Source organism: Sphingomonas immobilis (genome assembly GCF_030580995.1).
Classification (GTDB): domain Bacteria; phylum Pseudomonadota; class Alphaproteobacteria; order Sphingomonadales; family Sphingomonadaceae; genus Sphingomonas; species Sphingomonas immobilis.
On record NZ_JAUQSZ010000004.1, the window covers coordinates 218,706 to 242,284 of the forward strand.

A 23,579-nucleotide genomic window follows, 5' to 3' on the forward strand; every position below is an offset into this window, starting at 1 on the left:
GAGCCCTATGTTCGAGACCATTCGCTACGACGTCGCCAACGGTATCGCCACCATCACCCTCAACCGCCCCGACCGGCTCAACGCCTTCAATTCGGTGATGGCGGGCGAGCTGGTCGCGGCGTTCGACAAGACCGATGCCGATGACGACGTGCGCGTGGTGATCGTTACCGGCGAAGGCCGCGGCTTTTGCGCGGGCGCGGATCTCGAAGCCGGTGCCGACACCTTCAACTATGCCGTGCGCGACGGCGGCGGGCCGGTTTCGGCGGACGGCACGATCGACTGGAGCCACCCCGATGTGCGCGACACCGGCGGCAAGGTGACGCTGCGCATCTTCGAGAGCCTCAAGCCCGTCATCGCCGCGATCAACGGCCCGGCAGTCGGCATCGGCATCACCATGACGCTGGCGATGGATTTCCGCCTGATCGCCGACACCGCCAAGATCGGCTTCGTGTTCGCGCGGCGCGGCATCGTGACCGAGGCTGCGTCGAGCTTCTTCCTGCCGCGCGTCGTCGGCATCCAGACCGCGCTGGAATGGTGCATGACCGGCCGCGTGATGCCGGCCGCCGAAGCGCACGCGGGCGGCCTCACCCGCTCCCTCCTCGCGCCCGCCGATCTGTTGCCCGCCGCCACCGCGCTCGCCCGCGAGATCGCCGACAATACGGCAGCGGTGTCGGTCGCCCTCACCCGCCAGATGCTGTGGCGCGGCCTCGGCATGGCGCACCCGATGGAGGCACACCGCATCGACAGCCGCGGCGTCTATGCGCGCGGACGCAGCGCCGACGCGGTCGAGGGTGTCACTAGCTTCCTGGAGAAGCGCCCTGCGGTCTATGCCGACAAGGTCAGCACCGGCATGCCCGGCTATTTCCCGTGGTGGAGCGAGCCGGAGTGGAAGTGAACCCCCTTCTCCCTTTCCAAAGTCTTCAAATTCTCTCGTAGGCGTTAGAGGGTTTCAGGATTCTATTAGAAGGTTAGGCCCCCGAAATCCGCGCCGTGACGGGCCGGAATCCGCGAGTCGGGCGGGGTAGGGTGTTCCCGAAAGGTCGGTGAGGCGTTCCCGAAGGGTCGGGGACGCCGTTCCCGAAAGATCGTCGGAGCGTTCCCGGAAGGTCGGGAGCCGTTCCCGAAAGGTCGATGCGCCGTGCCGGAGCCCGTCACCGGCGTCGCGATTGAATCAAATCCAACAACCGCACCGCGATTGGCGTTCAATTCTTGCGCCGCTTTGGCGAGCGGGAGGGCAGGGCGGGGGATCGGACGCCGATCGGGCGCGGGATGCCGACACATCGGGAACGGACGGCGCGGCGATCTCGTACCTTCGGGAACGCGGGTAGCGGCTCAGCGGCCGGGCAGGGTGTGCCGGTTCTTGCCGTCGTAGCGGCGCACAAAGCCGATGAAGGCGCTCTGGTAATTGACCGGCGTGCGCGATGCGTCGCCGCCGATCCATTCGCGGAACAGCGCGTGGAGGTTCTGATAGTCCCAGCCGGGACATTCCGCGCGCAGCAGGGCGAGCGTATCGTCGGCGATGAAGCCTTCGGTCGCGCGGCCCGACAGGCCGCTCACCGAACGGCGGATGAGCGCGCTGGCGTCGAGAACGGGTTCGGCGGGGGCAGGCGCGGATGCGGCCGGAAGGGCAGGGGAGGGGGCAGCCTTTGCCGCCCGCGCGGGTTTCGCGATCTCGCCGTCGGCGCGGCGGCGCATGCGCAGATTGGGCTCGCGCTTGCCGGCCGGTGTCTCCAGGCTGAGCGCATAGCCGGGCAGTTCGTCGCGCTCGGCGATCTTGGCGAGCTCGAACTTGAAGCGGCGGTACTGCCCCTCCGCGCCCGATTTCTCGAACAGGGTCGGCATCGAGATCGCGAAGCCCGCCTCGCCCGCGCCGCCCGCATGTTTGCGCGCGACCTTGTAGAGCCAGCGTTCGCGCCCGCCGGTGATGTCGAAATAGGCGCGGTCGATCGACAGCACGCCGCCCGTCATCATCACGCCTTCGTAGAACCAGTTGGACAGCTCGATCGTCATCCCGCGCGATCGCTCGGTCTTTTCGTCGACGAGCTGCGTCCAGCCGTCGAGCCAGGAGAAGGTCGCCTCGCGGCGGTTCTCGGCGCGGATGTTGGTCTTGACCGTCGTCGCCACCAGCCGGTCGAGCGCCTGGCCGAGCAGTTCGTAGGCGCGCCCCGTCGTCGGGCGGCCGATCGCGCGCAGCAGATCATAGGGCATCAGGTGGAGCTTGCGCGGCACGTCGTTGACCCCGCGCCGCGCCATGTCGGCGAGCATCGAGGCGCAATAGATCAGGATGTCGGCATCCCAGATCGTCGCCATGCCGTAATCGGGATTGGCCGAGACATGGACCCACAATTTGCCGTCGGGCGAGCGATAGTCGATCGGCTTCATCCGCTTCGACTTGGCGAGGCTGAAGAACGGCCGCTCCATCATCTCGCGCTGGTCGCGCAGCGGCAGGTCGGAGAGATAGGGAAGGAACAGGTCGAACTGTTCGGCGATTCGCTCGCGGTTGGCGCGCGTCATCGTGCGTTTCCCCGGGGAAACACCGCGCCCGTTTCCCCGGGGAAACGGCGGGCAGGGCGCGGCACCATCATTTCTTCGGGGCGATCCCCGCCGCGTCGAGATGCGCGAGCGTCGCGCGGAAGGCGTTGACCAGAGTCTCCTTGTCCGCGCCCGACCCGGCGTGCAGCCGCAACGTCACGCCCTGGCGATTGTGCGACAACACGCTGATCGTGGCGCGGCCGTCGGCGAGCTGGTGCGTATAGGGCTCGGGCTTGGCCGCGCGCGCGTGCGGCGCATCGAGCAAGCGGCGCAGCACGTCGGCGAAGGGATAGGGGGCGTTGCCGCCCGCGCGCAGATCGGCCTGTTCGGCGGCGATGACGCCCGCCATCGCCCGGATCGCGCGCGCCGCCCCTGCATGGTCGAGCGCCTGTGCCAGCGCATAGGCGGGCTTGAGCTGGACGTCGGCAGGCGAGGCGAAGGCGGCGAACACCGCATCGTCGATGCCGGCAACCTTGACCATCTTCGACAGCCAGCCCTTCGAGAGCCGCAGCCGCTCCGCCATGCGCGTGAGCTGGCCGCCGTAATGCTGCGTCAGCGCGGCGGCATAATTGCGCGCGCGTTCGAGATCGGACACGTCCTTGCGCGCGCGATTCTCGAGATCGGCGAGCCGGAACGCCGCCTCGTCATCGAGCACCGCCGCCTGCGCCACGAAGGCGACATCGGGATAGGAATGGGCGCGCAGCCACGACACGGCGAAATGCCGCCGCGTGCCCGCGATCACCTCATAGTCGCAGGCCGGATCGCCTTCGACCCGGCGCACCACCGCCGGCACCTTCTGCCCGCCCTCGGCAAGGATCGAATCGATCAGGTCGCGGCAATTCTCCTCGCTGAGCTGGGCGTAGACGCGCGCGTTGCCCGGCCAGATCCGCACCCGCGCGGGATCGAGCAGCAACTGCGTGACCTGTCGCACCTCGCCCGAGGCGAGCCGCGCCAGCGCCGATTCGCGCCCGAGCAAGGTCGTGCCGCGCATCCGCTCGGCACGCTGGTCGGCGAAGCTCGCCGCCGCCGCACCGTCCGGCGCGCCGGCCTCGGGCGCGGCCGGGGCGGCGGGTTCGTCAGCGAGCAATGCCGCGAGATATTCCTTTTGCTTGCGTGCCACTCGATTCCCTCTCACGCGAACATATCAAGAACAAAAGCGCTGTAGGACAGCCCCTTCATGCCGCTTCGTTGACGACCGTCTCTTCGCTGGCGGGCACCGTGCGCCCCCAGCCGCGCCGTACCAGCAATTCGACCTGGCCGAGCGCCTCTTCGAGATTGGCGCGGCAGCGCTTGTGCGTCTTGGGCGTGCCGATCGGCCGCTCCAGCTCGTACACCGTCATCATCCGCATCGCGGCGTGGCTGATCTCTGCCGATTCGAGGATCGGCACCGGCAGCAAGGTCGGCCCGAAGGTCTGTTCCATGATCGACTGGACCATCGCGTGGCTGGGATCGTTCCCGTCGAACTTCGAACAGATCAGCCGCACGAAATCGTAGGAAACATCGATCCCGGCATCGCCGAGCTGCTGGATCACCTGATCCATCATCGAGAGGAACTGCACCGTCGAGCAGAAATCGGGCGTCGTCGCGGCGAGCGGCACGAGCAGCGCGTTCGCCGCCTGCATCACCGCCAGGCTGATCGTGCCGAGCGCGGGCGGCGGATCGAGAATGACGATGTCATAATTGCGCGCGAGATCGGCGAGCCCCCGCTTCAGCTTGCGGAACCGCGCGGCCAGCACCGATCCGCCGTCCGAACCCGAAGCCGCCAGCTCGTACTCGACATCGAACAGCTCGAGGTTGGAGGGGATGAGATCGACATTGGGCCAGGTCGTCTTCTTGACGGCATAGAGCAGGTCGGTCTGCGTCGGGTCGATCGACAGATAGGGGTAGAGCGTTTCCTCGCGCGTGATGTTGAAATGCGGGTTGAAGCCGAACAGCGTCGTCGTCGTCGCCTGGCTATCGCAATCGACCACCAGCACGCGGTAGCCGAGCACCGCGAAATGATGCGCGAGATGCGTCGTCACGGTCGATTTGCCGACGCCGCCCTTGAAATTCTGCACGGCGATGATGGCGGGCGTATCGAGCGGCGCGCGCGCCGGGCTCGCGCCTAGCACCTCGCGCATGTTGAGCAGATCCTCCATCGTATAGCCGACGCGCCGCCCGGTGCCCGAGGCGGGGGGAGGGGGGAGGCGGCCGTCCTCCTCGGCCATGCGGATGCGATTCGTCGAGCAGCCGAGCAAGGCCGCGGCCTCGGCGATGCCGACGCGCACGTTGAGGCTCTTGCGGCTTTCGGGCAGGAACGCCTTGCGGCGCAAGCGCTCGATCATGCGCTCGCCGGCATCGGCCAGTTCGCCGATTCGGGTGGCATCTGAATGCATTTGCGCGATCCCCGCCTCATCTGAACAATAGATGCGCGGTTTGTGGCAGAAAATCTTCAATATGGCAATGAAACCGCCACGAAGCCTTCGAGTTACCTCTTTAAACCGCGTGACGGGGCGTGCATATCCGCGCCGGTCGCGATCGAGACGCGGCGATGGAGACCGACATCATGGCGAACGACGCGCTGCTCGAAGAAATCCGCCTGATGGCGCGCGCCGACCACGCCTATCGCCTCCCGCACGAGGCCAATCCCTATTCCGCGAGCGACCCGCGCGCCGCCGCCTGGAGCGAGGGCTGGCGGGCCGAGGACGATCGCATCCACGGCCTCGACGAGGAAATCGCCAAGCTGCCGCAATTCCGCGTCGCGATCGAGATCGTATCGGGCGATGCCGTGCTGGCGACGCTCGCGCGCGAGGATCTTGCCGCCTACAGCGTGTCGAACCTGCGCGGTGCGGGGCCACGCGCCGTCACCTACGAAAGCGCCGAGGCGCGCGCGCGTTTTCCTGATGCCGGCGCGGTGCTGATCCGCGTTACCTATCAGGGTGACGGCGGCATGTTCGACTGACGTCGCGCTAGCCGGAGACGAGAAACGCCTGCGCCCGCGCGCGCTCCGCATCGGTCAGCGGTGCCGAGCGGCCGTCGGCGGTCTTTACGCTCGCCACGCGGCACAGGACGTGACAGCGGCCGTCGCGGAAGAACCCGATCACCTGCTGCATCGAACTGTTGCCGATCGCGACGATGCCGACACCGATCGTCAGGCTGCCGGGATAGGTCACCTCGTGCAGGAAACGAAAATTGATCTCGACCAGATGGATCGCGTGGCTGCGGATCCGGTCGCCGATGATGTGCGTATAGACGTCCTGCCGGGCATCGTCGCACAGCACCGCGAGCGTGCCGTTGGGGACATGCCCCTCGTCGCCCAGTCCGTCGGACTGGCGCAGCGTGACGTGATGGTGGTGCGGGTAATAGTCGAGGCTGAGCGCCGGGTCGGTCGCCGCGGGGGATGGGTCGGTCACGTCGCGGGCCTTCGCTCTGGGGAGCCGGCGCTATCCCCGCCCGGTCCCCTCGCTGTCAACCGGTCGCGCGCAGCGCCGACAGCATCCGCGCGAAATGATCGGTCTTCCAGCCGTCCTGATCCTCGCCCCAGCCGGTCTTGCCGTCATATTCCCAGCGCATCAGCGCGTTGGAGCCGTTGCCGTGCTCGCACATATGGCTGACGGTGAAGCCCTCGGCCTCCATCGTGCGGCCTTCCTCGTCGGCGAGCATCACGTCCATATGCGCGCTCCAGCCGGTGTCGGGCGAGCGCCAGTTCTTCATCCAGCTTTTCGTCTTGTCGAGCCGGGTGAAGCGCCCGTCCTTGAGCAGCCAGCCCATGTTGAGCGGCGAGCGGCCCTGCACGTCGCCGTCCTGCGGGCGCACGAAGCTGAGGAAGCCCGTCTGGTCGTCGGTATGGCCGAAGATATACTGGATGCGCCCGCGACCGCGCTCGCGCTCGATCTCGCGCCAACGCGGCCCGCCGGGGTGGAGGATCTTGGCGGGCTTGCCGACGTATTTCTGGGACGAAGCATGCGCCCCCTCGCGCGGGCCCCAGGTGCGGTCGCGCACCGACCAGCAGTCGATCGGGATGCGCTCGCCGCGCAGTGTCAGCGTGCCGGTATAGCGGCCGAGCTGGTCGAGGTGCGGGTTGAACATCGCCGGCGGCTCGCCCGGCGTGAAGCGGTGCGGCGGATGCGCCGCGACGAAATCGAACTCGAGCGCGAAACCGGCGGCGGGATCGGCGAATTCGACGCGGTAGTCCATCAGCGGTCGCGTCATCTTGAGGTGATAGCCGCCCGCCGGGAAGACGATGTCGCGCAGGTCCGGCGCGCCCGGCATGTCGACGCCGTCCTCGATCCGGTAATAGGCCAGCCGCGCGGGATCGGCACCGCGATCGTCCCACGCGAAGATGCGCCAGCGCAGCTTGCCGGTGTTGGGATAATAGGCCGAATGGACCCAGATGCCGATCCGCCGCTCGGGGATGTTGATCGACCACCAGTTGGTCTCGAGGTTGAGCGGATCGCCGCCCAGCGCGTGATACTGGTCGTCCTCGGGCACGAACGGCGTGTCGCGGGTGATGTCCATCGGGGATCCTCTCTCTCGTGGCGAGCCGCTCAGGCGGCTTCGGTCTGCTCCAGCGTCTTGACGTGCGCGGACGCATTGTATGGGCGCAGCGCGTCGAAGCGGCCGCTTTCGACCAGGTTCGCCCAGTCGGGATTGGCGATCAGCGCGCGGCCGACGCCGGCGAGATCGAAATCGCCGCGCGCGATCATCTCGGCGAGCTGTTCGAGCCTTTCGGTGGAGGCGCTCGCCTCGGCCGGGCCGCCGCCGGTGAGGAATTCGCCGTCGAGTCCGATCGAGCCGACCGTCATCGCCGCCTTGCCGGTCAGCTTCTTGGCCCAGCCGGCGAGGTTGAGCGGGCTGCCTTCGAACTCGGGCTCCCAGAAGCGCCGGGTCGAGGCGTCGAACACATCGACCCCGGCATCGGCGAGCGGCTGCAGGATGGCGGCGAGCGCATCGGGCGTGGGGCCGATCTTGGCGGTGTAATCCTGGCTCTTCCACTGCGAGAAGCGCAGCAGGATCGCGAAATCGGGGCCGACCGCGGCGCGCACCGCCGCCACCACCTCGACCGCGAAGCGGATGCGGTTCTCGAGAGAGCCGCCGTAGCGGTCGTCGCGCCGGTTCGAGCGTTCCCAGAAGAACTGGTCGAGCAGATAGCCGTGCGCGCCGTGGATCGCGACGCCGTCGCAGCCGACCGCCTTGGCGTCGGCCGCGCCCTGCGCGAAGGCGGCGACGACATCGGCGATCTCGGCCTCGCTCAGCGGCTCGGCCGGGCGGCGCGGCTTGTCGGAGGGCGGGGCGGTGCCGTTCGCGGCGGCGGCGGTGAGGTCGTCCTCGGTCAGCGCCGAGGCGGAGGCGTTGGGCAATTCGGGATTGGCGGTGTGGCTGCGCCGGCGGGCAAGCCCGGAATGCCAGAGCTGCGGCACGATCGCGCCGCCCTCGGCATGGACCGCAGCCGCCACCGCGCGCCAGCGCGCCAGCGCGGCGTCGCCGTAGAAATGCGGGATCTTCGCCGAATAATGCGCGACGGCGTGATCGACCGCCGTGCCTTCGCTGACGATGAGGCCGGTGCCGCCCGCTGCGCGGCGTGCGTAATAGCCGTCGACCTCGTCGATCAGCACGCCGCCGGGCGCGAACTGGCGCGTCATCGGCGACATCACGATGCGGTTGCGCAAGCTGAGCGACTTGCACGTAAAGGGCTGGAACAGCGGCGAAAGATCGGGCGTGGCAGTCATTATGCGCCTCTCCTAGAAAGACTTGGGCAGGCCCAGCACATGCGTTGCGACATGGCTGAGGATGAGGTTGGTCGAGATCGGCGCGACCTGATAGAGCCGCGTCTCGCGGAACTTGCGCTCGATGTCATATTCCTCGGCGAAACCGAAGCCGCCGTGCGTCTGCACACACATATCGGCGGCATACCAGCTCGCCTCGGATGCCAGCATCTTCGCCATGTTCGCCTCCGTGCCGCACGGCTCTCCCGCCTCGAACAGGGCGGCGGCATGGTCGACCATCAGCGCGGCGGCGGAAAGCTGGATCTGCGCGCGCGCGATCGGGAATTGCACGCCCTGGTTCTCGCCGATCGCACGGCCGAAGACATTGCGCTCCTTCGCATAGGCGCTCGCCCTGTCGATGAAGAAGCGCCCGTCGCCGATACATTCGGCGGCGATCAGGATGCGCTCAGCGTTCATGCCGTCGAGCACGTAGTGGAAGCCCTTGCCCTCGGCGCCGATCAGATTGGCGGCGGGCACGCGCAGATCGTCGAAGAACAGTTCGGTCGTCGCATGATTGAGCATCGTGCGGATCGGCCGGATCGTCAGCCCGTTGCCGACCGACTGCCGCATGTCGACGAGCAGCAGGCTCATCCCCGCGGAGGGCTTGGCCGCGGCGTCGCGCGGCGCGGTGCGGCAGAGCAGCAGCAGCAGGTCGCTATGCTCGGCGCGGCTGATCCAGATCTTCTGGCCGTTGACGACATAATCGTCGCCGTCGCGCCGCGCGAAGGTCGAGATGCGCGTCGTGTCGGTGCCCGCGCCGGGTTCGGTCACGCCGAACGCCTGCAACCTCAGCGCACCGCTGGCGACATGGGGCAGGTAGCGGGCCTTCTGTTCGGGGCTGCCGTGGCGCAGGATCGCGCCCATCGTATACATCTGCGCATGGGCCGCACCACCGTTCGCGCCCGAGCGGTGGACCTCCTCCAACACCGCGCATGCCGCCGACAGGCCGAGGCCCGAGCCGTCGTATTCTTCCGGGATCAGCATCCCGAGATAGCCCGCCTGCGTCAGCGCGGCGACGAATTCCGTCGGGTAGGTGCGCTCCCGGTCGAGCGCGCGCCAGTATTCGCCGGGGAAATCAGCGACGAGCCGGCGTACGCCCTCACGGATTTCGGGATGGCTTTCGTCCGGCATCATCGACTCCTTCGCCCGCGTCCCATATCGAATTGCCGGTCCGGGTCAAAGCGACGTCGCTATCTAGGTAAGCGTGGTGCGGGCAAAGCGCTTGTGCGCCGCACGGTGCGCGGGCATTGGCAGGGAGAGCGATTCGTCCTGGCCATGGTGGACACCGTGAAAAGCAAGAAACGGAGGGGAATGCGATGAGCGAAACAACGCTTGAGGGCACCGACCGGCCGTTGATCGCCGCATTTCTCGACGGTGCGGCGCTTCACCCCGATGCGGAACTGGTCGTCCATTCCGCCCTTCGCCCCGGATCGCACCGGCTGGCCGACGTGATGGCCGACGGCCTGCGCTTCGCGGCCGGGCTGCGTGCGCGCGGCATCGTGCCGGGCGACATCGTCGCGGTGCAGTTGCCGGCGTGGAGCGAGTGGATCGTGGCGTGCATCGGTATCGCCCATGCCGGGGCCGTGATGCTGCCGATCGTCTCGATCTACGGCGCGAAGGAAATGGGCTTCATCCTGCGCCAGTCGGGCGCGAGACTGCTCGTCACGCCCGATCGCTGGCGCAGTGCCGACTACGGCGAGACACTGGCGGCGTGCGGCGATCTGCCCGCGCTGGCGACGCATGTCGTGATCGGCGATGCGGTGCCCGCCGGTGCGACGCGCTGGGAGGAGATGCTGGCGCAGGACGATGGCGCGGCGCCCGCCGCACGCGATGCCGACGATCTCGCGATGCTGGTCTATACATCCGGGACGACGGCCGATCCGAAGGGGGTCTGCCATTCCAGCCGCACGCTGCTGTCGGAAATGGCGCAGGTCGCCTATGCGCGCCGCGCGATCGTCGAAGTCACGCTCTCGCCGTGGCCGCCGGGGCATGTCGCGGGTGCCTGCACGATGATGCGCTACATCACGCAAGGCTCCAAGCTGGTGCTGATGGACCAGTGGGATGTCACCGATGCCGCGATGCTGGTCGAGCGGCACCGTATCAGCTCGGGCTCGTTCACGCCGTTCCATGTTACCGGCATCCTCGATGCCGCCGACCGCGACGGCCGCGATCTGTCGAGCATGGTCAGCGTGCTGGTCGGCGCGGCGCCGGTGCCGCCGACGCTGATCGAGCGCTGCGCCGCGCGGGGCCTGAGAACCTTCCGCTGCTACGGATCGAGCGAGCATCCCACCGTCACCACCGGCGATCCCGCCGACGCGATGGAAAAGCGGTTGACGACCGAGGGGCAGCTCATGGTCGGCTGCGAGATGCAGTTCGTCGATGACGATGGCAACGTGCTGCCCCCCGGCGTCGATGGCGAGATGGTGACGCGCGGGCCCGAACTCTTCACCGGTTATTTCGACACGCGCCTCAACGCCGCCGCCTTCCTGCCCGGCGGCTGGTATCGCACCGGCGACATCGGCCATTTCGATCCCGACGGCTTCCTCGTCATCTCCGATCGCAAGAAGGACATCATCATCCGCGGCGGCGAGAACATCTCCTCCCGCGAGGTCGAGGATCTGCTGCTTGCCGATCCGACCATCCTCGACGTGGCGGTGGTGGCCTTTCCCGACGAACGGATGGGCGAGATCGTCAGCGCCTATGTCATCGCGCGGCCGGGCGCCGAGGTGACGCTGGAGAGCGTCCGCGCCTATTTCGCCGGCATCGGCGTCGCGAAGCAGAAAACGCCGGAGCGCATCGTGCTTGTCGCCGACCTGCCGCGCAACAGCACCGGCAAGATCTTGAAACACGAACTGCGCGCCCGCGCGCGCGCCGAAGCGAAGGAACTGGCTGCATGAGCGAGATCATTACCCTCGATATCACGGACGGCGTCGCCACCGTCACGCTCAACCGGCCCGAGGCGATGAACGCCTTGTCCAAGGCGCTGCGCTCCGAACTGTTCAAGGTGATGACCGCGATCGACGCCAATGACGACGTCCGTGCCGTGGTGCTGACCGGCGCGGGCACGCGCGCCTTTACCGCCGGGCTCGACCTGAAGGAACTGGGATCGGAGCCGGGTGCGCTCGGTGCCGCCAACGCCGAGGGGGCGGACGAGAACCCGGTCAAGGCGATCGAGGTGTGCCGCAAGCCCGTCGTCGGCGCGATCAACGGCGTCGCCATCACCGGCGGGTTCGAGGTCGCGCTCGCCTGCGACGTGCTGGTCGCCTCGACCAACGCGCGCTTCGCCGACACGCACGCGCGCGTCGGCATCATGCCGGGCTGGGGCCTGTCGCAGAAGCTGTCGCGCATCATCGGCATCAGCCGGGCGAAGGAACTGTCGTTCACCGGCAATTTCCTCGACGCCGCCACCGCCGAGGCCTGGGGCCTCGTCAATCACGTCTATGCGCCCGACGAATTGCTGCCCGCCGCGCAGAAGCTCGCGCGCGACATGGCGTCGATCGATCCGGCGATGCTCAAGGCCTACAAGACGCTGATCGACGACGGCTATGCGGCGAGCTTCGGCGATGGTCTGGCGATCGAACACCGCGTCTCCTCCGCCGCCAATTCCGCGGTCACGCCCGAGGAGGTCGAGGCGCGCCGCCTCGCCGTGCAGGCGCGGGGCCGCAGCCAGTGAGCGGCCTCACCGTCATCACCGGCGCGGCCGGCGGCATGGGTGCGGAAGCCGCGCGACGCTTCGCCGCCAGCGGCCCGCTGCTGCTGTGCGATGTGTCTGAGGCGAAGCTGTCCGCGTTGCTGCCGGAACTGGCGGGGGCGGGGCACCGCATCGTCGCGGGCGATCTCACCGAACCCGCCGTCCTCGCAGCGATCGTCGCGGCGGTCGAGGCGAACGGCGGGCTGGCGCGGCTGATCCATACCGCCGGCCTCTCGCCGACGATGGCCGACGCGCGCCGCATCCTCGACGTCAATCTGTGCGCGAGCGTGCGGCTGACCGACGCGCTCGCGCCGCTGGCGGGGGAGGGGAGCGCGGCAGTGCTGATCGCCTCGGTCGCCGGGCACACCGCCGCGAGCGATCGCGACGCGGACCTCGACGATCCGCTTGCCGACGGCGCGCTCGACCGGCTGGCGGCGGGCGGCGACCCTTACGCGGGCTATGGCTATTCGAAGCGCGGCGTGATGCGGCTGGTCGAGGCGCGCGCGGCGGCTTGGGGCAAGCGCGGCGCGCGCATCGTCTCGCTGTCGCCCGGCCTGATCGACACGCCGATGAACGCCGCGGAGTTCGACGCCGCGCCGGTCATCGCACAGATGCTCGCCGCGACGCCGGTGCCGCGCATGGGCAGCGCCGGCGAAATCGCCGACGCGATCGTCTATCTATGTTCGCCGCAGGCCAGTTTCGTGACCGGCACCGATCTGCGCGTCGACGGAGGCGTCGTCGCGGTGATGCGCACCGATCCGAATTTCGGGCAATAATCCGAACGTCTTTCAAGGGAGAGGTCGTGTGACCCAAGCCAGTTTCCTGACGCCGCAAGTGATGTCGATCGTCGGCGAGCAGACCGAGCCACGCCACGGCAAGATCGACGCGCACCAGATTCGCAAGTTCGCCGCCGCCATCGACGATCCCAACCCGATCTTCACCGACGAAAGCGCGGCGCGCGCGGCGGGCTTCGCCGGGATCGTCGCGCCGCCGCTGTTCAACGCCTCCGCGACACGCCCCGTGCCGTTTCGCTCGGGCCTGCTCGCCGACGGCCAGTATGACAGCGCCGCACCGCCGGGGCTCACGCATCTGCAGACGATGCTCGCTGGGCAGCATTGGGATCTCGTCCGTCCCGCCATCGCCGGTGAGGACATCGTCGAGGTGTTCACCACCAAGTCGATCACCGAGAAGCAGGGCAAGACCGGCAACATCGTCTTCGTCGAGAAGGAAGCGACGCTGACGACGCCCGCCGGGGAGGTGATCGAGCGCTACGGCTCGACGCTGATCCTGCGCGCGCCGCCGCCGCCGCTGCCGCCCTATGCCGCGCCGGAGGGAGAGGCGGCCGCGACCGCCAGCCGGCCCGCGACCGAATGGACCGACGATGGTTTCATCAAGAGCCCGGACATGGTGACGATGTTCATGTTCGCCGCCGCGATCTGGGGGGTACACCGCATTCATTGGGACACGCCCTATGCACAGGCGGAAGGGCTGCCGCTGCCGATCCTGCCCGGCTGGGGGCTGTCGAGCTACCTTGCCGAACTGGCGGGATCGCGCGCGCCGGCGGGCCAGCGGCTGCGGCGCATCGACGTGCGCTATCGCAGCAGCGCCTTTCCGGGCGACGCGCTCCACTGCACCGCGGCGCCGGCCGCCGAAGGGGAGGGCGACCTGGCGCTGGGGATCGTCAACCAGCACGGCGCGCAGGTCGCGACCGGCAGCGCGGCCTTTTCGGACTGAGGATTATTCCGCAGGCGCTTCCGTCAGCGTGGTGCGGCTGCGCTGAGTGATCCACAGCAGGGCGACGACCACGACGATCGTCGCCGCCATGCCGAAGAACTGGCCGCGCGTGCCGAGCAACCGCTCGTAAGGCGCGGTCAGGATCGGCATCACCGCGCCGCCGAGATAGAGGCAGGTCGTCATCGTGCCGAGCGCGCGCGCCACCAGAGCGCGCGGCGCCAGCCGCATCCCCCAGGTCCAGATCGCCGTCAGCGCGACGCCGACGCTGCTGCCGTTGATGACGAGGGCGAGGATGAACTGCGGCACGCTGTGCGCCGTGGCGACGACGCACAGCCCGATCGCCGCGATCAGGAAGGACAGGCGGATCACCAGCACCGGTTGATAGCGCGGCACGAAATGCCCGAAGAGGAATGACGCGACCGTCACCGACGCCGCGTTGAGCGCATAGATCATGCCGATCGTGCCGTGATCGGTGATGCCCGATTCCGCCATGACGAACGGAGTCTTCACGCCGCTCATCAACATCATCACGAACCAGGCGAAGCCGGTCGCGCAGGCCGGCAGGATCGGCCGCAAGCGCTTGAGGTTCGCGAACGGATTGTCGGATTCCGGCGGGCTTGCCGGAACCCGGCCGGCGGCGAGCACCGGGATGAGGAAGATCAGCACGATCGCGCCGTGCAACAGGAACGGCCCGCGCCACCACCATGTCGCCGTCAGCCCCGCGATCAGCACGAACACGATGCCGCCGATCGCCCCCGAGCCGATGATGAAGCCGTTCATGCGCGCCCGCGGCGCGCCGCTGAAATAGATCGCGATCATCGCGTTGCAGGCGGCCGTCATCACGCCGGCACCGACACCCATCAGCAACCGCGTGGCCAGGAACGCGGTCTCGTGGTCAAGCACCACGCCTGCCGAACCGGACAGGCCGAACAGCGCCATCGCGCTCAGCAGCGCCGCGCGCAGGCCGATGCGCTCCGCGATCCAGCCCGCGGTAAGGCCGCCGAGCATCACGCCGAACAGCGGCAGCGTACCGGCCAACTGCGCGATGAACGTGCCGTGCGCGCCGCCGCCGAAATGCTCCGTCAGGTTGCTCATGATCGGTGGCAGCACGTCGTAGATCAGCGCGGCCGACAATGTCGCGGTGAAGCAGGCAATGGCGATCATCGTGCCGCGACCGAGCCCGTATTCGCTGATCGGGGACGAATCGACGACGCCTTCCTCCGCAGCTATCCCGTGGCTGGTCATCGCGCCTCTCCTTGTCCTATGATCGCGTTCGTGCTCGCGAGAAGGTTTACGCATTCCGGCTAGGACATTTGCGACGAGATGTCTAACCAAGTGCGTTTGATGCAGCCGGGAGACGAGCCGCGTGGAGAGAGCCGGAATGCGCGCCAATGCCCTTATCAGTTATCGAATTAGCCTGATCGGCCGCCTGCAGCGAACCCGCTTCGATGCGCGTGCGCGCAGCCTGGGCATCACCCGCGCGCAGTGGCGGGCGATCTATGCGATCAGTTGCTACGAAGGCGCGTCGCAGCGTCGCATCGCCGAACTGATCGAGGTGAGCGACGTGACCGCGGGCCGGCTGATCGACCGGCTGGTCGACAGCGGCTGGGTGGAACGGCGCGCCGATGCCGCCGATCGCCGCACGCATCGCCTCTATCTGACGTCGCTCGCGCTGCCGCTGCTCGACCGGCTGGCCCAGCTCGGCGCCAACGAGGAGACGATCGCGCTCGCCGGGGTCGATCCGGCCGCGCTCGAGATCGCGCTCGGCGTGCTCGACCGCGTCATCGCCAATATCGAATCCGCGCCGCGGCTGGTCGAGGTCGATCCCATCGCCTGCGAGGCGTGAGGCGGTGGCGTTCCGGCCCGTCGATTTGTACGCACCTATCTGACCAGGTGAGATTGCCCGCGGGCCGAATGTTTGTCAGGGCTGTCGGCACAATGCTTGCCTGAGGATCCCAGATGACCGCGATGACCTTTCCCGAGCCCGACTATATGGCCGACGAGGAAATTCGGATGTTCCACGATTCGGTGGGACGTTTCCTCGATCAGAACGTCGATGAGAAGCGCGTCGCCAAATGGCGCGAGGACGGCCAGGTCGAGCGGGAGTTCTGGCGCGAAGCCGGCGCGGCCGGGCTGCTCGGCGTGTCGGTGCCGGAGGCCTACGGCGGGCATGGCGGCGATTTCCGCCACGATCTCGTCGTCGTCGACCAGATCCAGCGCAAGGGGGTGGAGGGCTTCGCCGCCAGCCTGCACAACGTCATCGTCACGCCATACATCCAGCTGCACGGCACCGAGGAGCAGAAGCACCGCTGGCTGCCCGGCCTCGTCACCGGCGAGCGTGTCGCGGCGATCGCGATGAGCGAGCCCGGTGCGGGTTCCGACCTCCAGGCGATCCGCACCACCGCGCTGAAGGACGGCAACGGCTACCGCATCAACGGCTCCAAGACCTTCATCTCCAACGGCCAGATCGCCGATTTCGTCGTCGTCGTCGCCAAGACCGACCCGGCGCAGGGCGCGCGCGGCATCTCTCTGCTGGTGGTCGAAACGGGTGAGGTCGAAGGTTTCCGGCGCGGCCAGAATCTCGACAAGATCGGCAATGATGCGCAGGACACGTCGGAGCTGTTCTTCGACGACGTGTGGGTGCCCGCGCAGAACCTGCTCGGGTCGGAGGAGGGAAAGGGCTTCCTCCAGCTGATGGCCGAGCTGCCGCGCGAGCGCCTGCTGATCGCGGTCAACGCCGTCACCACGATGGAACGCGCGCTGACCGAGACGGTCGACTACGTGAAGCAGCGCAAGGCGTTCGGCCAGCCGATCTTCGATTTCCAGAACACCCAGTTCAAGCTGGCGGAGATGTACGCCAAGGCGCGCATCGCCAAGACCTTCGTCAACGATTGCACGGCCAAGGCGATCGCCGGCACGCTCGACAACACGACATCCGCCATCGCGAAGATGTGGGCGACCGATACCGAGTGGGAAATCGTCGATCAGTGCCTGCAGCTTCACGGCGGCTACGGCTATATCAACGAATATCCGATCGCGCAGATGTTCCGCAATTCGCGCATCTCGCGCATCTACGGCGGGTCCAACGAGATCATGAAGGTGCTGATCGCCCGCGCGCTCTGACCACTCCCTCTCAGGAAAGGATACCGCGATGTCTGAGGCAATCGTGCTCGATCGGCTGGTCGAGTGTCGCCGCATCTTCAACTTCCGTGACTATGGTGGCTATGCCACCCCGCACGGGCGGCTGCGCGAGCGGCGGCTGTTCCGCTCCGCCCAGCATTTCGATGCGACGCCGGAGGATCTGGCGACGGTGGCGGGCCTCGGCCTCGGCGCGGTGATCGACCTGCGCGGCAAGAGCGAGCGTATCGCGGCCCCGTGCCCGCGCCCAGACGGCTTCGATGCCGAGGTCATCCTGATCGAGGACGAGACGGTGACGCAGGCGCCGCATGTCGAGGCGGCGCGCGGTGCGATGGACGCCGACCAGGCGCGCGAATCGATGATGAACACCTATCGCACCATGCCCTTCCGGCCGGTTCTGATGGAGCTCTACACGCGCTATTTCGCGCGGCTGGCCGATCTCGACCGGCCGACGCTGATTCACTGTCTCGCCGGGAAGGACCGGACCGGCATCGCCGTCGCGTTGCTCCACCACCTCGTCGGGGTCCATCCCGACGACATGATGGCGGATTATCTGCTGACGAACATCACCGGCAATATCGAGGCGCGCGTCGCGGCGGGCGGGCTGCATATCAAGGCGATCTTCGGCGACATGACCGACGACGGCCTGCGTGCGCTGATGTCGGTCGAGCCGCGCTATCTGCAGAATGGTTTCGCGGCGATGGTCGAGCGCTATGGCAGCATCGACGGGTATCTGCGCGATGGGCTCGGCGTGACGCCCGAGCAGCGCGAGAAGATCATCGCGCGGTTGGTAGAGTGAAAGAAAGGCCCGGCCGCGCACACGCGCGACCGGGCCGTTTCGATTAGCGGAGCTTCGAGACTTCCGCCTTGGTCAGCGAGGTCGCGACGCCGTCGGTGCCCGAGACCAGCTTGTCGGCGGGGATCGTCACGAACTTCGAGTTGAAGATGATCTGCACCGAACCGTCGGCATTGACGCGGTCGATCGAGCCGAGGCGGGTCGCCTTGGCATCGCGCAGCGTGGCGCCACGCTTCGGCGCAGCGACGACGGCGGTGGCGGTGCCGGTGGCATCCGCTGCAACGGCAGCGGCGATCGGGGTGGCGACGAGCGTGGCGGCGGCGAGGGTCAGAATGATACGCATGATGCAGCTCCATTTTCCTGAGGATGACGCGATCGGTTTGGTGATCTTACGCTAGCTTAGTATTAGCTAGCGCAGCGTTGTCAAGAGAAATTGTTGCGCCGCAACATTTTTTGGGAAACATCACAGAAACGCGCGGAGATCCGCCAGGAACGTGTCGAACTGGTCGTGATGCAGCCAGTGGCCGGCATTGTCATAAGTGATGACCTGCGCCGATCTGAAATGCGCGGCGCGACCGTCCTTCGCGGGGTTCGACGCCCAGCTGTCGTTGCCGTAGGCGAGCAGGGTAGGGCAGTCGATCCGTCCCCACAGGTCGTGCAACTCGTCATCGGTCACGTCGAGCGGTGGCGACGAGCGCAGATAATTGTCGAACTTCCAGCTAAAGCTGCCGTCCTCGTTGCGGTTGACGCCGTGGACGGTCAGATGCCGCGCCTGCTCCTCGGAGAGGTGACCGTTCTCCGATCGCATCCGCGCCAGCGCTTCGTCGATCGTCGCGTAGCGGCGCGGCGAGCGCGCGCTGATGCCGCGGCGCTCCTCGATCCAGCCACGCCAGCGATCGGCAAAGGCGGTCGCGTCGCGTTCCTCGATCGCATCGGGCGAGAGGCCGAGTCCCTCGATCGCGACCAGCTTGCGCACGCGCTCCGGGTAGAGCCCGGCGTAGCGCAGCGAAATCGCGCCGCCGAGCGAATGGGCGACGATCGTCACGGGTTTGGCGCTCTGCTGGTGGACGAGCTGTGCGAGGTCGCAGATGAAATAGGGCATCGTATAGGCCCCGTCAGGCGACCAGGCGCTGTCGCCGTGCCCGCGCAGATCGGGGCAGATGATGTGCCAGTCGTGGCGCAGCGCGCGCGCGATCCAGTCCCAGCTGCGCGCATGGTCGCGCCCGCCGTGGACGAGGATCAGCGTCGGTGCGGCGGCATTGCCCCAGTCGAGATAATTGAGCTTGAGCCGCTGCGACACGAAACTGTGCGAAGTCGGGCCGTAATCGTCGTCCATGCTGCGCGTCCTGCGTTGCGTGTTCCAGCACGGTCTTTGCGACCGCTCGCGGGGGAGGGCAAGCCTGCCCATTGCCCGATTGCCGCTCCCGATTCGGCCGGTTAACCTGCCGTGCGATATCGCGAACGGGCGCGTCGGGAGAAGGGTCATGCCGCTGAGGGTAGGAGAGGCCATGATCGACCGGGTCGAGGAACTGCGCTTCGAATTGCCGATCGATGCGCTGACCGACGATGCCGATTTCATCACGCGCGCGCTCGTGCCGTTTGGCGGCGGCTTTCTCAACCGCGAACGCATGAGCTTCGTCTTTTGCGGCCAGAGCTGGATCGTCCACGTCGACGGGCTGATCGTCCTGATCGATCCGTGCAACGGCAATGGCCGCAAACGTCCGGGCTTTCCGTATTTCGAGGATCTCGATACGCCTTGGCTTGCCGGCCTGGCGGCGGCAGGCGTTGCGCCCGAAGAAATCGACATCGTCTTCTGCACTCACCTTCACTGCGATCATTGCGGCTGGAACACGCGCGACGAGGGGGGGCGCTGGGTCCCGACCTTTCCCAACGCGACCTATCTGTTCGCCGCACGCGAAGTCGCGCGCTGGGATCCTGCGGCGGCGGTCGATCCAGACCCCGAGTTCAACGAATATAACCGCCATGTCTTCGCCGAGTCGGTGGCACCGGTCCTGGCCGCCGGATTGGCGCGTCTGATCGAGCCGCCATATCGCGTCTCGCCGAGCCTTCTGGCCGAGGCGGCGCCGGGCCATACGCACGGCCACATGATCCTGCGCCTCGAGTCTGCGGAGGCGATCGCCTATTTCGTGGGCGATACCCTGCATCATCCCGCCCAGATCCTGCGGCCCGACCTGCATCTGCGCGGCTGCGACGATCTCGGCCAGGCTATCGCGACCCGGAAATCTTTGTTCGCGAGAGTGGCGGCCGAACGCGCGCTGATTTTTCCAGCGCATTTCCCAGAGCCGCATCATGGCCGGATCGTCGCCACCGCGGACGGATTCGATTTCGTGCCGGGCGAACCGTTCCCTCTCCTCCAAGCCGCCGGTACATTGGAACACGAAAGTCATATTGACACCGAAGTTCCAAATATCTAGGGTTTCGGACGGTCGGGCAGAGGGGCGTCGTGGCGATTTCGGAGGATATCAAGGCGACGGCGGCGGACCTTCAACCGCATGTCGACCGGCTGCGCACGCGGATCGGCACGATTGGCCCCGGAGTATCGCGGCGGATCGAGGTTGGTGCGCTCGTCAAGTTCGCGCACGCCACCGGCCAGACCGATCCCCTCTACATCGACGAAGCGGCAGCGGCGAAGGGCCCGTTCGGGGCGATCATCGCCGCGCCGACCTATGTCTCTACCTTCTGCGCGGAGACGATGGCGGGCCTGCTGACGTTCGACCTGCCGCTATCGATGTTCCTGCATACCGACGACGCCGTGGACCTCGGCGTGCCGATCCGCGCCGGCGACGTGATCAGCGGCGAGGCGCGCTACGCCGAAGCCTATCTGCGTGAGGGCCGCGCCGGGCCGCTGCTATTCCAGATCGCCGAGATGACGCTGAGCAATCAGGACGGCGCGCGCGTCGCGACGGTGCGCGTCGGCTCTGTTTCGTTCGATCCCTGAAAGACCGCCATGACATCGCAAAACCCTTTTGCCGACGCCGCTGCCGGCTTCGAGCTGCCGGAGATCGCGCTTGAGGTCGATCGCCTCGCGCTCGTCAAATATGCCGGCGCTGCCGACGATTACGTGCGCCAGCATTGGGACCATCCGTTCATGATCGAACAGGGCTATCCCGACGTGATCGGACACGGCTGGCTCAGTTTTGCGCATATGTGCCGCGTCGTGACCGATTGGGCGCCGCCCGCGCAGGCGACGATCGCCCGCTATGCGGTGCGGTATCACCGGCCGTTTCATCCTGGTGTATTGACGTGCGGAGCGACGGTGGACTCCGTTGGGCCGGGGCGTATCGACCTGTCGCTCTGGGCGCGCGCCGCGGATGGCACGGTGCTGGCGACGGGCAGCGTCAGTCTGACGCCGCCCGCGTGATCACCCCATCACGATGACGCCCTTGGCGACCAGCGCCGCGAGCTCGTCGTCCGAATAGCCGAATTCGCGCAGCACCACTTCTGTATCCTGGCCGACCAGCGGTGCGTCCTTCGTCGTCGTCGCCGAACGCGAGAAGCGGATCAGCGGCTTCAGGCGCGACATCTCGCCGAGGATCGGGTGATCGCCCTCGGTCAGGAGGTTCATCGCCGCACCGGCATCGCCCATGTAGTTCGCCTCGATCGGGCCGCGCGCCGCGACCACGCAGCCGACGCCGTGAGCGCGCAGCAGCGTCTCCCACTCCGCGGCGGGGCGCGCCTGCAACAGCGCGGAGATCGCCTCGGCGAGAGCGGCGTCGTTCGCGCGGCGATCGGCAGCCGTCGCGAATCGCGGATCGTTGGCGAGCGAAGCGGCGGCGGGGAAGGCGGTGACGAGCCGGTCCCAGTCGCGATCGCGCGGGGCGGCCAGGAACACCCATTCCGATGGCGTTTCGTAGAGCCGGTACAGCGCGTGCAGGCCGTACAGGCCCGAATCGGCCTCCGGTGTCGCCGGCTGGCCGTCATATTCGAGCATCACTTCGGACAGGCCGTGCGCGACGCTCGATAGCATCGATGTGAACAGATCCTGCGCACCGTGGCCGCGACGGCGCGCGAGCAGGCCGAGCATCATCGCGCTGGCGACGGTGATCGCCGACATGCCGTCGGCGTTGCCGCCCGTCATCACCGCGCTGCCGAGCTGGTTCGACGCCGGCTCGATCGCCGCGAGGTCGAGGTCGGCACCGCTCGGGATGACCGGCCCGGCGTTGCGCCAGGCGATGCCGGCGGCCGCGCCGATCGTCGGCGCAAAGGCCGGGCGGCGGGCGTAGGGCCCGTCCACGCCATAGCCGGGCGCATTGTGATAGATCAGGTCGGGATTGACAGCGCGGAGCGACTCCGCGTCGAGGCCGAGGCGCTTCGCCGCGCCGCCGCGGAAGGATTGCAGGACGATATCGGCCTTGGCGATGACGCGATAGGCGATCTCGCGCCCTTCCGCCGTCGCGAGATCGACGCCGACCGATTCCTTGCCGAGCAACGCTTTCAGGCCGGCGACTTCGGGGAAAGGCAGCATGTTGCGCTGCGGCTCGCCGTTCAACTCCTCGAGCTTGATGACACGCGCGCCGAGTTCGCCGAGCAGCGTTGCGCCGTAGGGGGCGGCGTAGAAGGTCGCGAGTTCGACGATCGTCACGCCGGCGAGCGGCAGCGCGGCGGAGGGCGCCGCGGGGGCGGTGGCAGAGCTCGCCGCGCCCGCGGTGGCGCGGACCTCGGCGTCGTGCTGGCCGAGCGCGGGGGGCGGCGACAGCACGTCCGCCGGGGTCGCCGAAAGATGCGCGATCGGGCCGGGCTGGCGCACCGTGCCGAAGCCCGCGTGATCCGGCGCGACCACCATCTTGTTCCATTCCATCTGCGGGTGATGGAGCAGCTCGCTGCCCTTGCGGAACTGTTCCCCCCAGACGTCGGGTTCCTCGTCGAAGCCGGCGGCCCATTCCGCCGCGGTCTTGCTGCGGACGATGTTGAGCAGGATTTCCCAGAATTCGAGTCGCTTCGCCGCCGATTCGAAATTGGGAATTTCCGACCATTCGGGATCGTCGAACATCCATTCGAGCCCGAACAGCCGCATCATCGCGCGGAACAGCCGGTCGGGCGTCTGCGAGAATTGCAGCCAGTGGCCGTCCTTGGTCAGCGCGATCAGCAGCCGGAACGACAGGCCGCCGGTCGGCACGCCGTCAAGCACGCGCGGCAGCTGCTTCATCTCGCCGCCGCCGAACTTGATCGCAGCGGTGCGCATGGCCCAGCCGTACGGATCGTAGATCGTCATCGCCTCGGCCAGCGACGTTTCGACCCATTGCCCCGCACCGCTCTCCTCGCGTTCGTACAGCGCGACGAGGATGCCCTGCAACAGAAGCTGGCTGGCGGCATAGGAGGGGTAGGCGACCGAGCAATAGACCGGGCCCGACCGGTCGGCCATGCCCTCCATCGTCCAGTTGATGCCGAATTTCGCGGAAACGAGCCCTTCGAAGCCCGGCAGATCCGAAAAGCCGGTGTCGCGGCCGAAGCCGGTGATCGAGCCGTAGACGAGGCGCGGGTTGAGCGCGCTGAGCGCGGCGTAACCGATGCCGAGCCGGTCGGCCGTGCCGGGCTCGAAGCTTTCGATTACGACGTCGGCGGTCCTGACGAGATCGAGCGCGACGGCGAGATCGGCGGGATCCTTGAGATCGAGCGTCGCGGATTTCTTGCCGCGTGCCCAGAACGGCCACGCCGCCTGGCCGCGCAGCGCCGCGCCGCCGGGCTTCTCGATCAGGATCACCTCGGCGCCGAAATCGGCCAGTGTCTGCCCGACCTGTGCGCCGGTACGGGCATCCGAGAAATCGAGGACACGCAGCCCCGCCAGTGCCTGCTTGGTCATTCGGCCGCTTCGCCCTCTCTCTTCCAGCATCCTACCGCTACGCCGTTGGCCCTCGCGGAGGGAAACAGATATCTACATCGACGCGCCCGACTAGCCGATCGTATCGGGCTCGTGAAGCGCCGG

At 67.6% G+C, this 23,579-nt stretch carries 23 protein-coding genes; 12 read left to right on the forward strand and 11 right to left on the reverse strand.

Translation table 11 applies throughout. From position 1 onward, the window contains the following. Nucleotides 1-7: 7 nt before the first annotated feature. Complete coding sequence (locus Q5H94_RS08015; protein WP_304560736.1) at nucleotides 8-895, forward strand: crotonase/enoyl-CoA hydratase family protein; 888 nt, start codon at nucleotides 8-10, stop codon at nucleotides 893-895. Nucleotides 896-1,332: 437 nt separating this feature from the next. Here the strand turns inward: Q5H94_RS08015 and Q5H94_RS08020 are convergent, their stop codons facing one another. The 3 genes from Q5H94_RS08020 to Q5H94_RS08030 all read right to left on the reverse strand — a co-directional run bounded on the left by Q5H94_RS08020 (nucleotide 1,333) and on the right by Q5H94_RS08030 (nucleotide 4,907). Further along, entirely contained in the window at nucleotides 1,333-2,514 is a 1,182-nt protein-coding gene (locus tag Q5H94_RS08020; protein WP_304560737.1) for a replication initiator protein A, read from the reverse strand. A gap of 67 nt (nucleotides 2,515-2,581) precedes the next feature. Then, a complete protein-coding gene (locus tag Q5H94_RS08025) occupies nucleotides 2,582-3,652 on the reverse strand; it encodes a ParB/RepB/Spo0J family partition protein (protein ID WP_304560738.1) in 1,071 nt (356 codons plus the stop codon). A gap of 55 nt (nucleotides 3,653-3,707) precedes the next feature. Continuing rightward, complete coding sequence (locus tag Q5H94_RS08030; RefSeq protein ID WP_304560739.1) at nucleotides 3,708-4,907, reverse strand: AAA family ATPase; 1,200 nt, start codon at nucleotides 4,905-4,907, stop codon at nucleotides 3,708-3,710. A gap of 155 nt (nucleotides 4,908-5,062) precedes the next feature. Here Q5H94_RS08030 and Q5H94_RS08035 point away from each other — a divergent pair, with 155 nt between their 5' ends. Further along, a complete protein-coding gene (locus Q5H94_RS08035) occupies nucleotides 5,063-5,473 on the forward strand; it encodes a hypothetical protein (protein ID WP_304560740.1) in 411 nt (136 codons plus the stop codon). Between the two features lie 7 nt (nucleotides 5,474-5,480). Here Q5H94_RS08035 and Q5H94_RS08040 read toward each other — a convergent pair whose 3' ends face one another. The 4 genes from Q5H94_RS08040 to Q5H94_RS08055 are packed head-to-tail and all read right to left on the reverse strand — an operon-like array spanning nucleotide 5,481 to nucleotide 9,410. Next, nucleotides 5,481-5,924, reverse strand: coding sequence for an acyl-CoA thioesterase (locus Q5H94_RS08040; protein ID WP_304560741.1), 444 nt, complete (start codon nucleotides 5,922-5,924; stop codon nucleotides 5,481-5,483). Between the two features lie 55 nt (nucleotides 5,925-5,979). Further along, nucleotides 5,980-7,029, reverse strand: coding sequence for a DUF7065 domain-containing protein (locus tag Q5H94_RS08045; protein WP_304560742.1), 1,050 nt, complete (start codon nucleotides 7,027-7,029; stop codon nucleotides 5,980-5,982). A gap of 29 nt (nucleotides 7,030-7,058) precedes the next feature. Beyond that, nucleotides 7,059-8,240: an oxidoreductase gene (locus Q5H94_RS08050; protein ID WP_304560743.1), complete on the reverse strand. Its 1,182-nt coding sequence runs from the start codon at nucleotides 8,238-8,240 to the stop codon at nucleotides 7,059-7,061. Nucleotides 8,241-8,252: 12 nt separating this feature from the next. Further along, nucleotides 8,253-9,410, reverse strand: coding sequence for an acyl-CoA dehydrogenase family protein (locus Q5H94_RS08055; protein WP_304560744.1), 1,158 nt, complete (start codon nucleotides 9,408-9,410; stop codon nucleotides 8,253-8,255). Nucleotides 9,411-9,592: 182 nt separating this feature from the next. Between Q5H94_RS08055 and Q5H94_RS08060 the strand changes: the two genes are divergently transcribed. Genes Q5H94_RS08060 through Q5H94_RS08075 form a run of 4 tightly spaced genes read left to right on the forward strand, consistent with a single transcriptional unit; the run spans nucleotide 9,593 to nucleotide 13,701 of the window. Continuing rightward, complete coding sequence (locus Q5H94_RS08060; RefSeq protein WP_304560745.1) at nucleotides 9,593-11,173, forward strand: AMP-binding protein; 1,581 nt, start codon at nucleotides 9,593-9,595, stop codon at nucleotides 11,171-11,173. After that, entirely contained in the window at nucleotides 11,170-11,949 is a 780-nt protein-coding gene (locus Q5H94_RS08065; RefSeq protein WP_304560746.1) for an enoyl-CoA hydratase, read from the forward strand. The genes Q5H94_RS08060 and Q5H94_RS08065 overlap by 4 nt, the downstream gene beginning before the upstream one ends. Further along, nucleotides 11,946-12,743 (forward strand): SDR family oxidoreductase, encoded by a 798-nt coding sequence (locus tag Q5H94_RS08070; RefSeq protein ID WP_304560747.1) that lies wholly within the window; start codon nucleotides 11,946-11,948, stop codon nucleotides 12,741-12,743. The genes Q5H94_RS08065 and Q5H94_RS08070 overlap by 4 nt, the downstream gene beginning before the upstream one ends. Nucleotides 12,744-12,771: 28 nt before the next feature. Beyond that, the gene (locus Q5H94_RS08075; RefSeq protein WP_304560748.1) at nucleotides 12,772-13,701 is read left to right on the forward strand and encodes an FAS1-like dehydratase domain-containing protein; all 930 of its coding nucleotides are present in this window, start codon (nucleotides 12,772-12,774) and stop codon (nucleotides 13,699-13,701) included. A gap of 3 nt (nucleotides 13,702-13,704) precedes the next feature. Here the strand turns inward: Q5H94_RS08075 and Q5H94_RS08080 are convergent, their stop codons facing one another. Next, entirely contained in the window at nucleotides 13,705-14,946 is a 1,242-nt protein-coding gene (locus Q5H94_RS08080; RefSeq protein ID WP_304560749.1) for an MFS transporter, read from the reverse strand. Between the two features lie 136 nt (nucleotides 14,947-15,082). Between Q5H94_RS08080 and Q5H94_RS08085 the strand changes: the two genes are divergently transcribed. The 3 genes from Q5H94_RS08085 (at nucleotide 15,083) to Q5H94_RS08095 (ending at nucleotide 17,638) form a co-directional block, all read left to right on the forward strand. After that, entirely contained in the window at nucleotides 15,083-15,547 is a 465-nt protein-coding gene (locus tag Q5H94_RS08085; protein ID WP_304560750.1) for a MarR family winged helix-turn-helix transcriptional regulator, read from the forward strand. Between the two features lie 113 nt (nucleotides 15,548-15,660). Then, nucleotides 15,661-16,824, forward strand: a complete 1,164-nt coding sequence (locus Q5H94_RS08090; protein ID WP_304560751.1) for an acyl-CoA dehydrogenase family protein — start codon at nucleotides 15,661-15,663, stop codon at nucleotides 16,822-16,824. Nucleotides 16,825-16,852: 28 nt separating this feature from the next. Continuing rightward, a complete protein-coding gene (locus Q5H94_RS08095; protein ID WP_304560752.1) occupies nucleotides 16,853-17,638 on the forward strand; it encodes a tyrosine-protein phosphatase in 786 nt (261 codons plus the stop codon). 43 nt (nucleotides 17,639-17,681) lie between these two features. Here the strand turns inward: Q5H94_RS08095 and Q5H94_RS08100 are convergent, their stop codons facing one another. Together Q5H94_RS08100 and Q5H94_RS08105 are read right to left on the reverse strand one after the other, a co-directional pair. Then, nucleotides 17,682-17,978: a hypothetical protein gene (locus Q5H94_RS08100; RefSeq protein ID WP_304560753.1), complete on the reverse strand. Its 297-nt coding sequence runs from the start codon at nucleotides 17,976-17,978 to the stop codon at nucleotides 17,682-17,684. A gap of 120 nt (nucleotides 17,979-18,098) precedes the next feature. Beyond that, complete coding sequence (locus tag Q5H94_RS08105) at nucleotides 18,099-18,971, reverse strand: alpha/beta fold hydrolase (protein ID WP_304560754.1); 873 nt, start codon at nucleotides 18,969-18,971, stop codon at nucleotides 18,099-18,101. Between the two features lie 172 nt (nucleotides 18,972-19,143). Here Q5H94_RS08105 and Q5H94_RS08110 point away from each other — a divergent pair, with 172 nt between their 5' ends. Genes Q5H94_RS08110 through Q5H94_RS08120 form a run of 3 tightly spaced genes read left to right on the forward strand, consistent with a single transcriptional unit; the run spans nucleotide 19,144 to nucleotide 21,017 of the window. After that, complete coding sequence (locus Q5H94_RS08110) at nucleotides 19,144-20,070, forward strand: MBL fold metallo-hydrolase (protein ID WP_304560755.1); 927 nt, start codon at nucleotides 19,144-19,146, stop codon at nucleotides 20,068-20,070. Between the two features lie 29 nt (nucleotides 20,071-20,099). Next, the gene (locus tag Q5H94_RS08115) at nucleotides 20,100-20,594 is read left to right on the forward strand and encodes an FAS1-like dehydratase domain-containing protein (protein ID WP_304560756.1); all 495 of its coding nucleotides are present in this window, start codon (nucleotides 20,100-20,102) and stop codon (nucleotides 20,592-20,594) included. Between the two features lie 9 nt (nucleotides 20,595-20,603). Continuing rightward, a complete protein-coding gene (locus Q5H94_RS08120; RefSeq protein ID WP_304560757.1) occupies nucleotides 20,604-21,017 on the forward strand; it encodes a MaoC/PaaZ C-terminal domain-containing protein in 414 nt (137 codons plus the stop codon). On the opposite strand, the gene Q5H94_RS08125 is transcribed toward Q5H94_RS08120, so the two are convergent. Continuing rightward, nucleotides 21,018-23,456 (reverse strand): CaiB/BaiF CoA transferase family protein, encoded by a 2,439-nt coding sequence (locus tag Q5H94_RS08125; protein ID WP_304560758.1) that lies wholly within the window; start codon nucleotides 23,454-23,456, stop codon nucleotides 21,018-21,020. Nucleotides 23,457-23,579: the final 123 nt, after the last annotated feature.

Coding starts and splice junctions, on each gene's coding strand:
- Q5H94_RS08125 (WP_304560758.1), bottom strand. CDS start 23,456: ATGACCAAGCAGGCACTGGCGGGGCTGCGTGTCCTCGATTTCTCGGAT.
- Q5H94_RS08030 (WP_304560739.1), bottom strand. CDS start 4,907: ATGCATTCAGATGCCACCCGAATCGGCGAACTGGCCGATGCCGGCGAG.
- Q5H94_RS08045 (WP_304560742.1), bottom strand. CDS start 7,029: ATGGACATCACCCGCGACACGCCGTTCGTGCCCGAGGACGACCAGTAT.
- Q5H94_RS08085 (WP_304560750.1), top strand. CDS start 15,083: ATGCGCGCCAATGCCCTTATCAGTTATCGAATTAGCCTGATCGGCCGC.
- Q5H94_RS08100 (WP_304560753.1), bottom strand. CDS start 17,978: ATGCGTATCATTCTGACCCTCGCCGCCGCCACGCTCGTCGCCACCCCG.
- Q5H94_RS08035 (WP_304560740.1), top strand. CDS start 5,063: ATGGAGACCGACATCATGGCGAACGACGCGCTGCTCGAAGAAATCCGC.
- Q5H94_RS08120 (WP_304560757.1), top strand. CDS start 20,604: ATGACATCGCAAAACCCTTTTGCCGACGCCGCTGCCGGCTTCGAGCTG.
- Q5H94_RS08065 (WP_304560746.1), top strand. CDS start 11,170: ATGAGCGAGATCATTACCCTCGATATCACGGACGGCGTCGCCACCGTC.
- Q5H94_RS08050 (WP_304560743.1), bottom strand. CDS start 8,240: ATGACTGCCACGCCCGATCTTTCGCCGCTGTTCCAGCCCTTTACGTGC.
- Q5H94_RS08055 (WP_304560744.1), bottom strand. CDS start 9,410: ATGATGCCGGACGAAAGCCATCCCGAAATCCGTGAGGGCGTACGCCGG.
- Q5H94_RS08020 (WP_304560737.1), bottom strand. CDS start 2,514: ATGACGCGCGCCAACCGCGAGCGAATCGCCGAACAGTTCGACCTGTTC.
- Q5H94_RS08015 (WP_304560736.1), top strand. CDS start 8: ATGTTCGAGACCATTCGCTACGACGTCGCCAACGGTATCGCCACCATC.
- Q5H94_RS08080 (WP_304560749.1), bottom strand. CDS start 14,946: ATGACCAGCCACGGGATAGCTGCGGAGGAAGGCGTCGTCGATTCGTCC.
- Q5H94_RS08090 (WP_304560751.1), top strand. CDS start 15,661: ATGACCGCGATGACCTTTCCCGAGCCCGACTATATGGCCGACGAGGAA.
- Q5H94_RS08110 (WP_304560755.1), top strand. CDS start 19,144: ATGATCGACCGGGTCGAGGAACTGCGCTTCGAATTGCCGATCGATGCG.
- Q5H94_RS08095 (WP_304560752.1), top strand. CDS start 16,853: ATGTCTGAGGCAATCGTGCTCGATCGGCTGGTCGAGTGTCGCCGCATC.
- Q5H94_RS08105 (WP_304560754.1), bottom strand. CDS start 18,971: ATGGACGACGATTACGGCCCGACTTCGCACAGTTTCGTGTCGCAGCGG.
- Q5H94_RS08060 (WP_304560745.1), top strand. CDS start 9,593: ATGAGCGAAACAACGCTTGAGGGCACCGACCGGCCGTTGATCGCCGCA.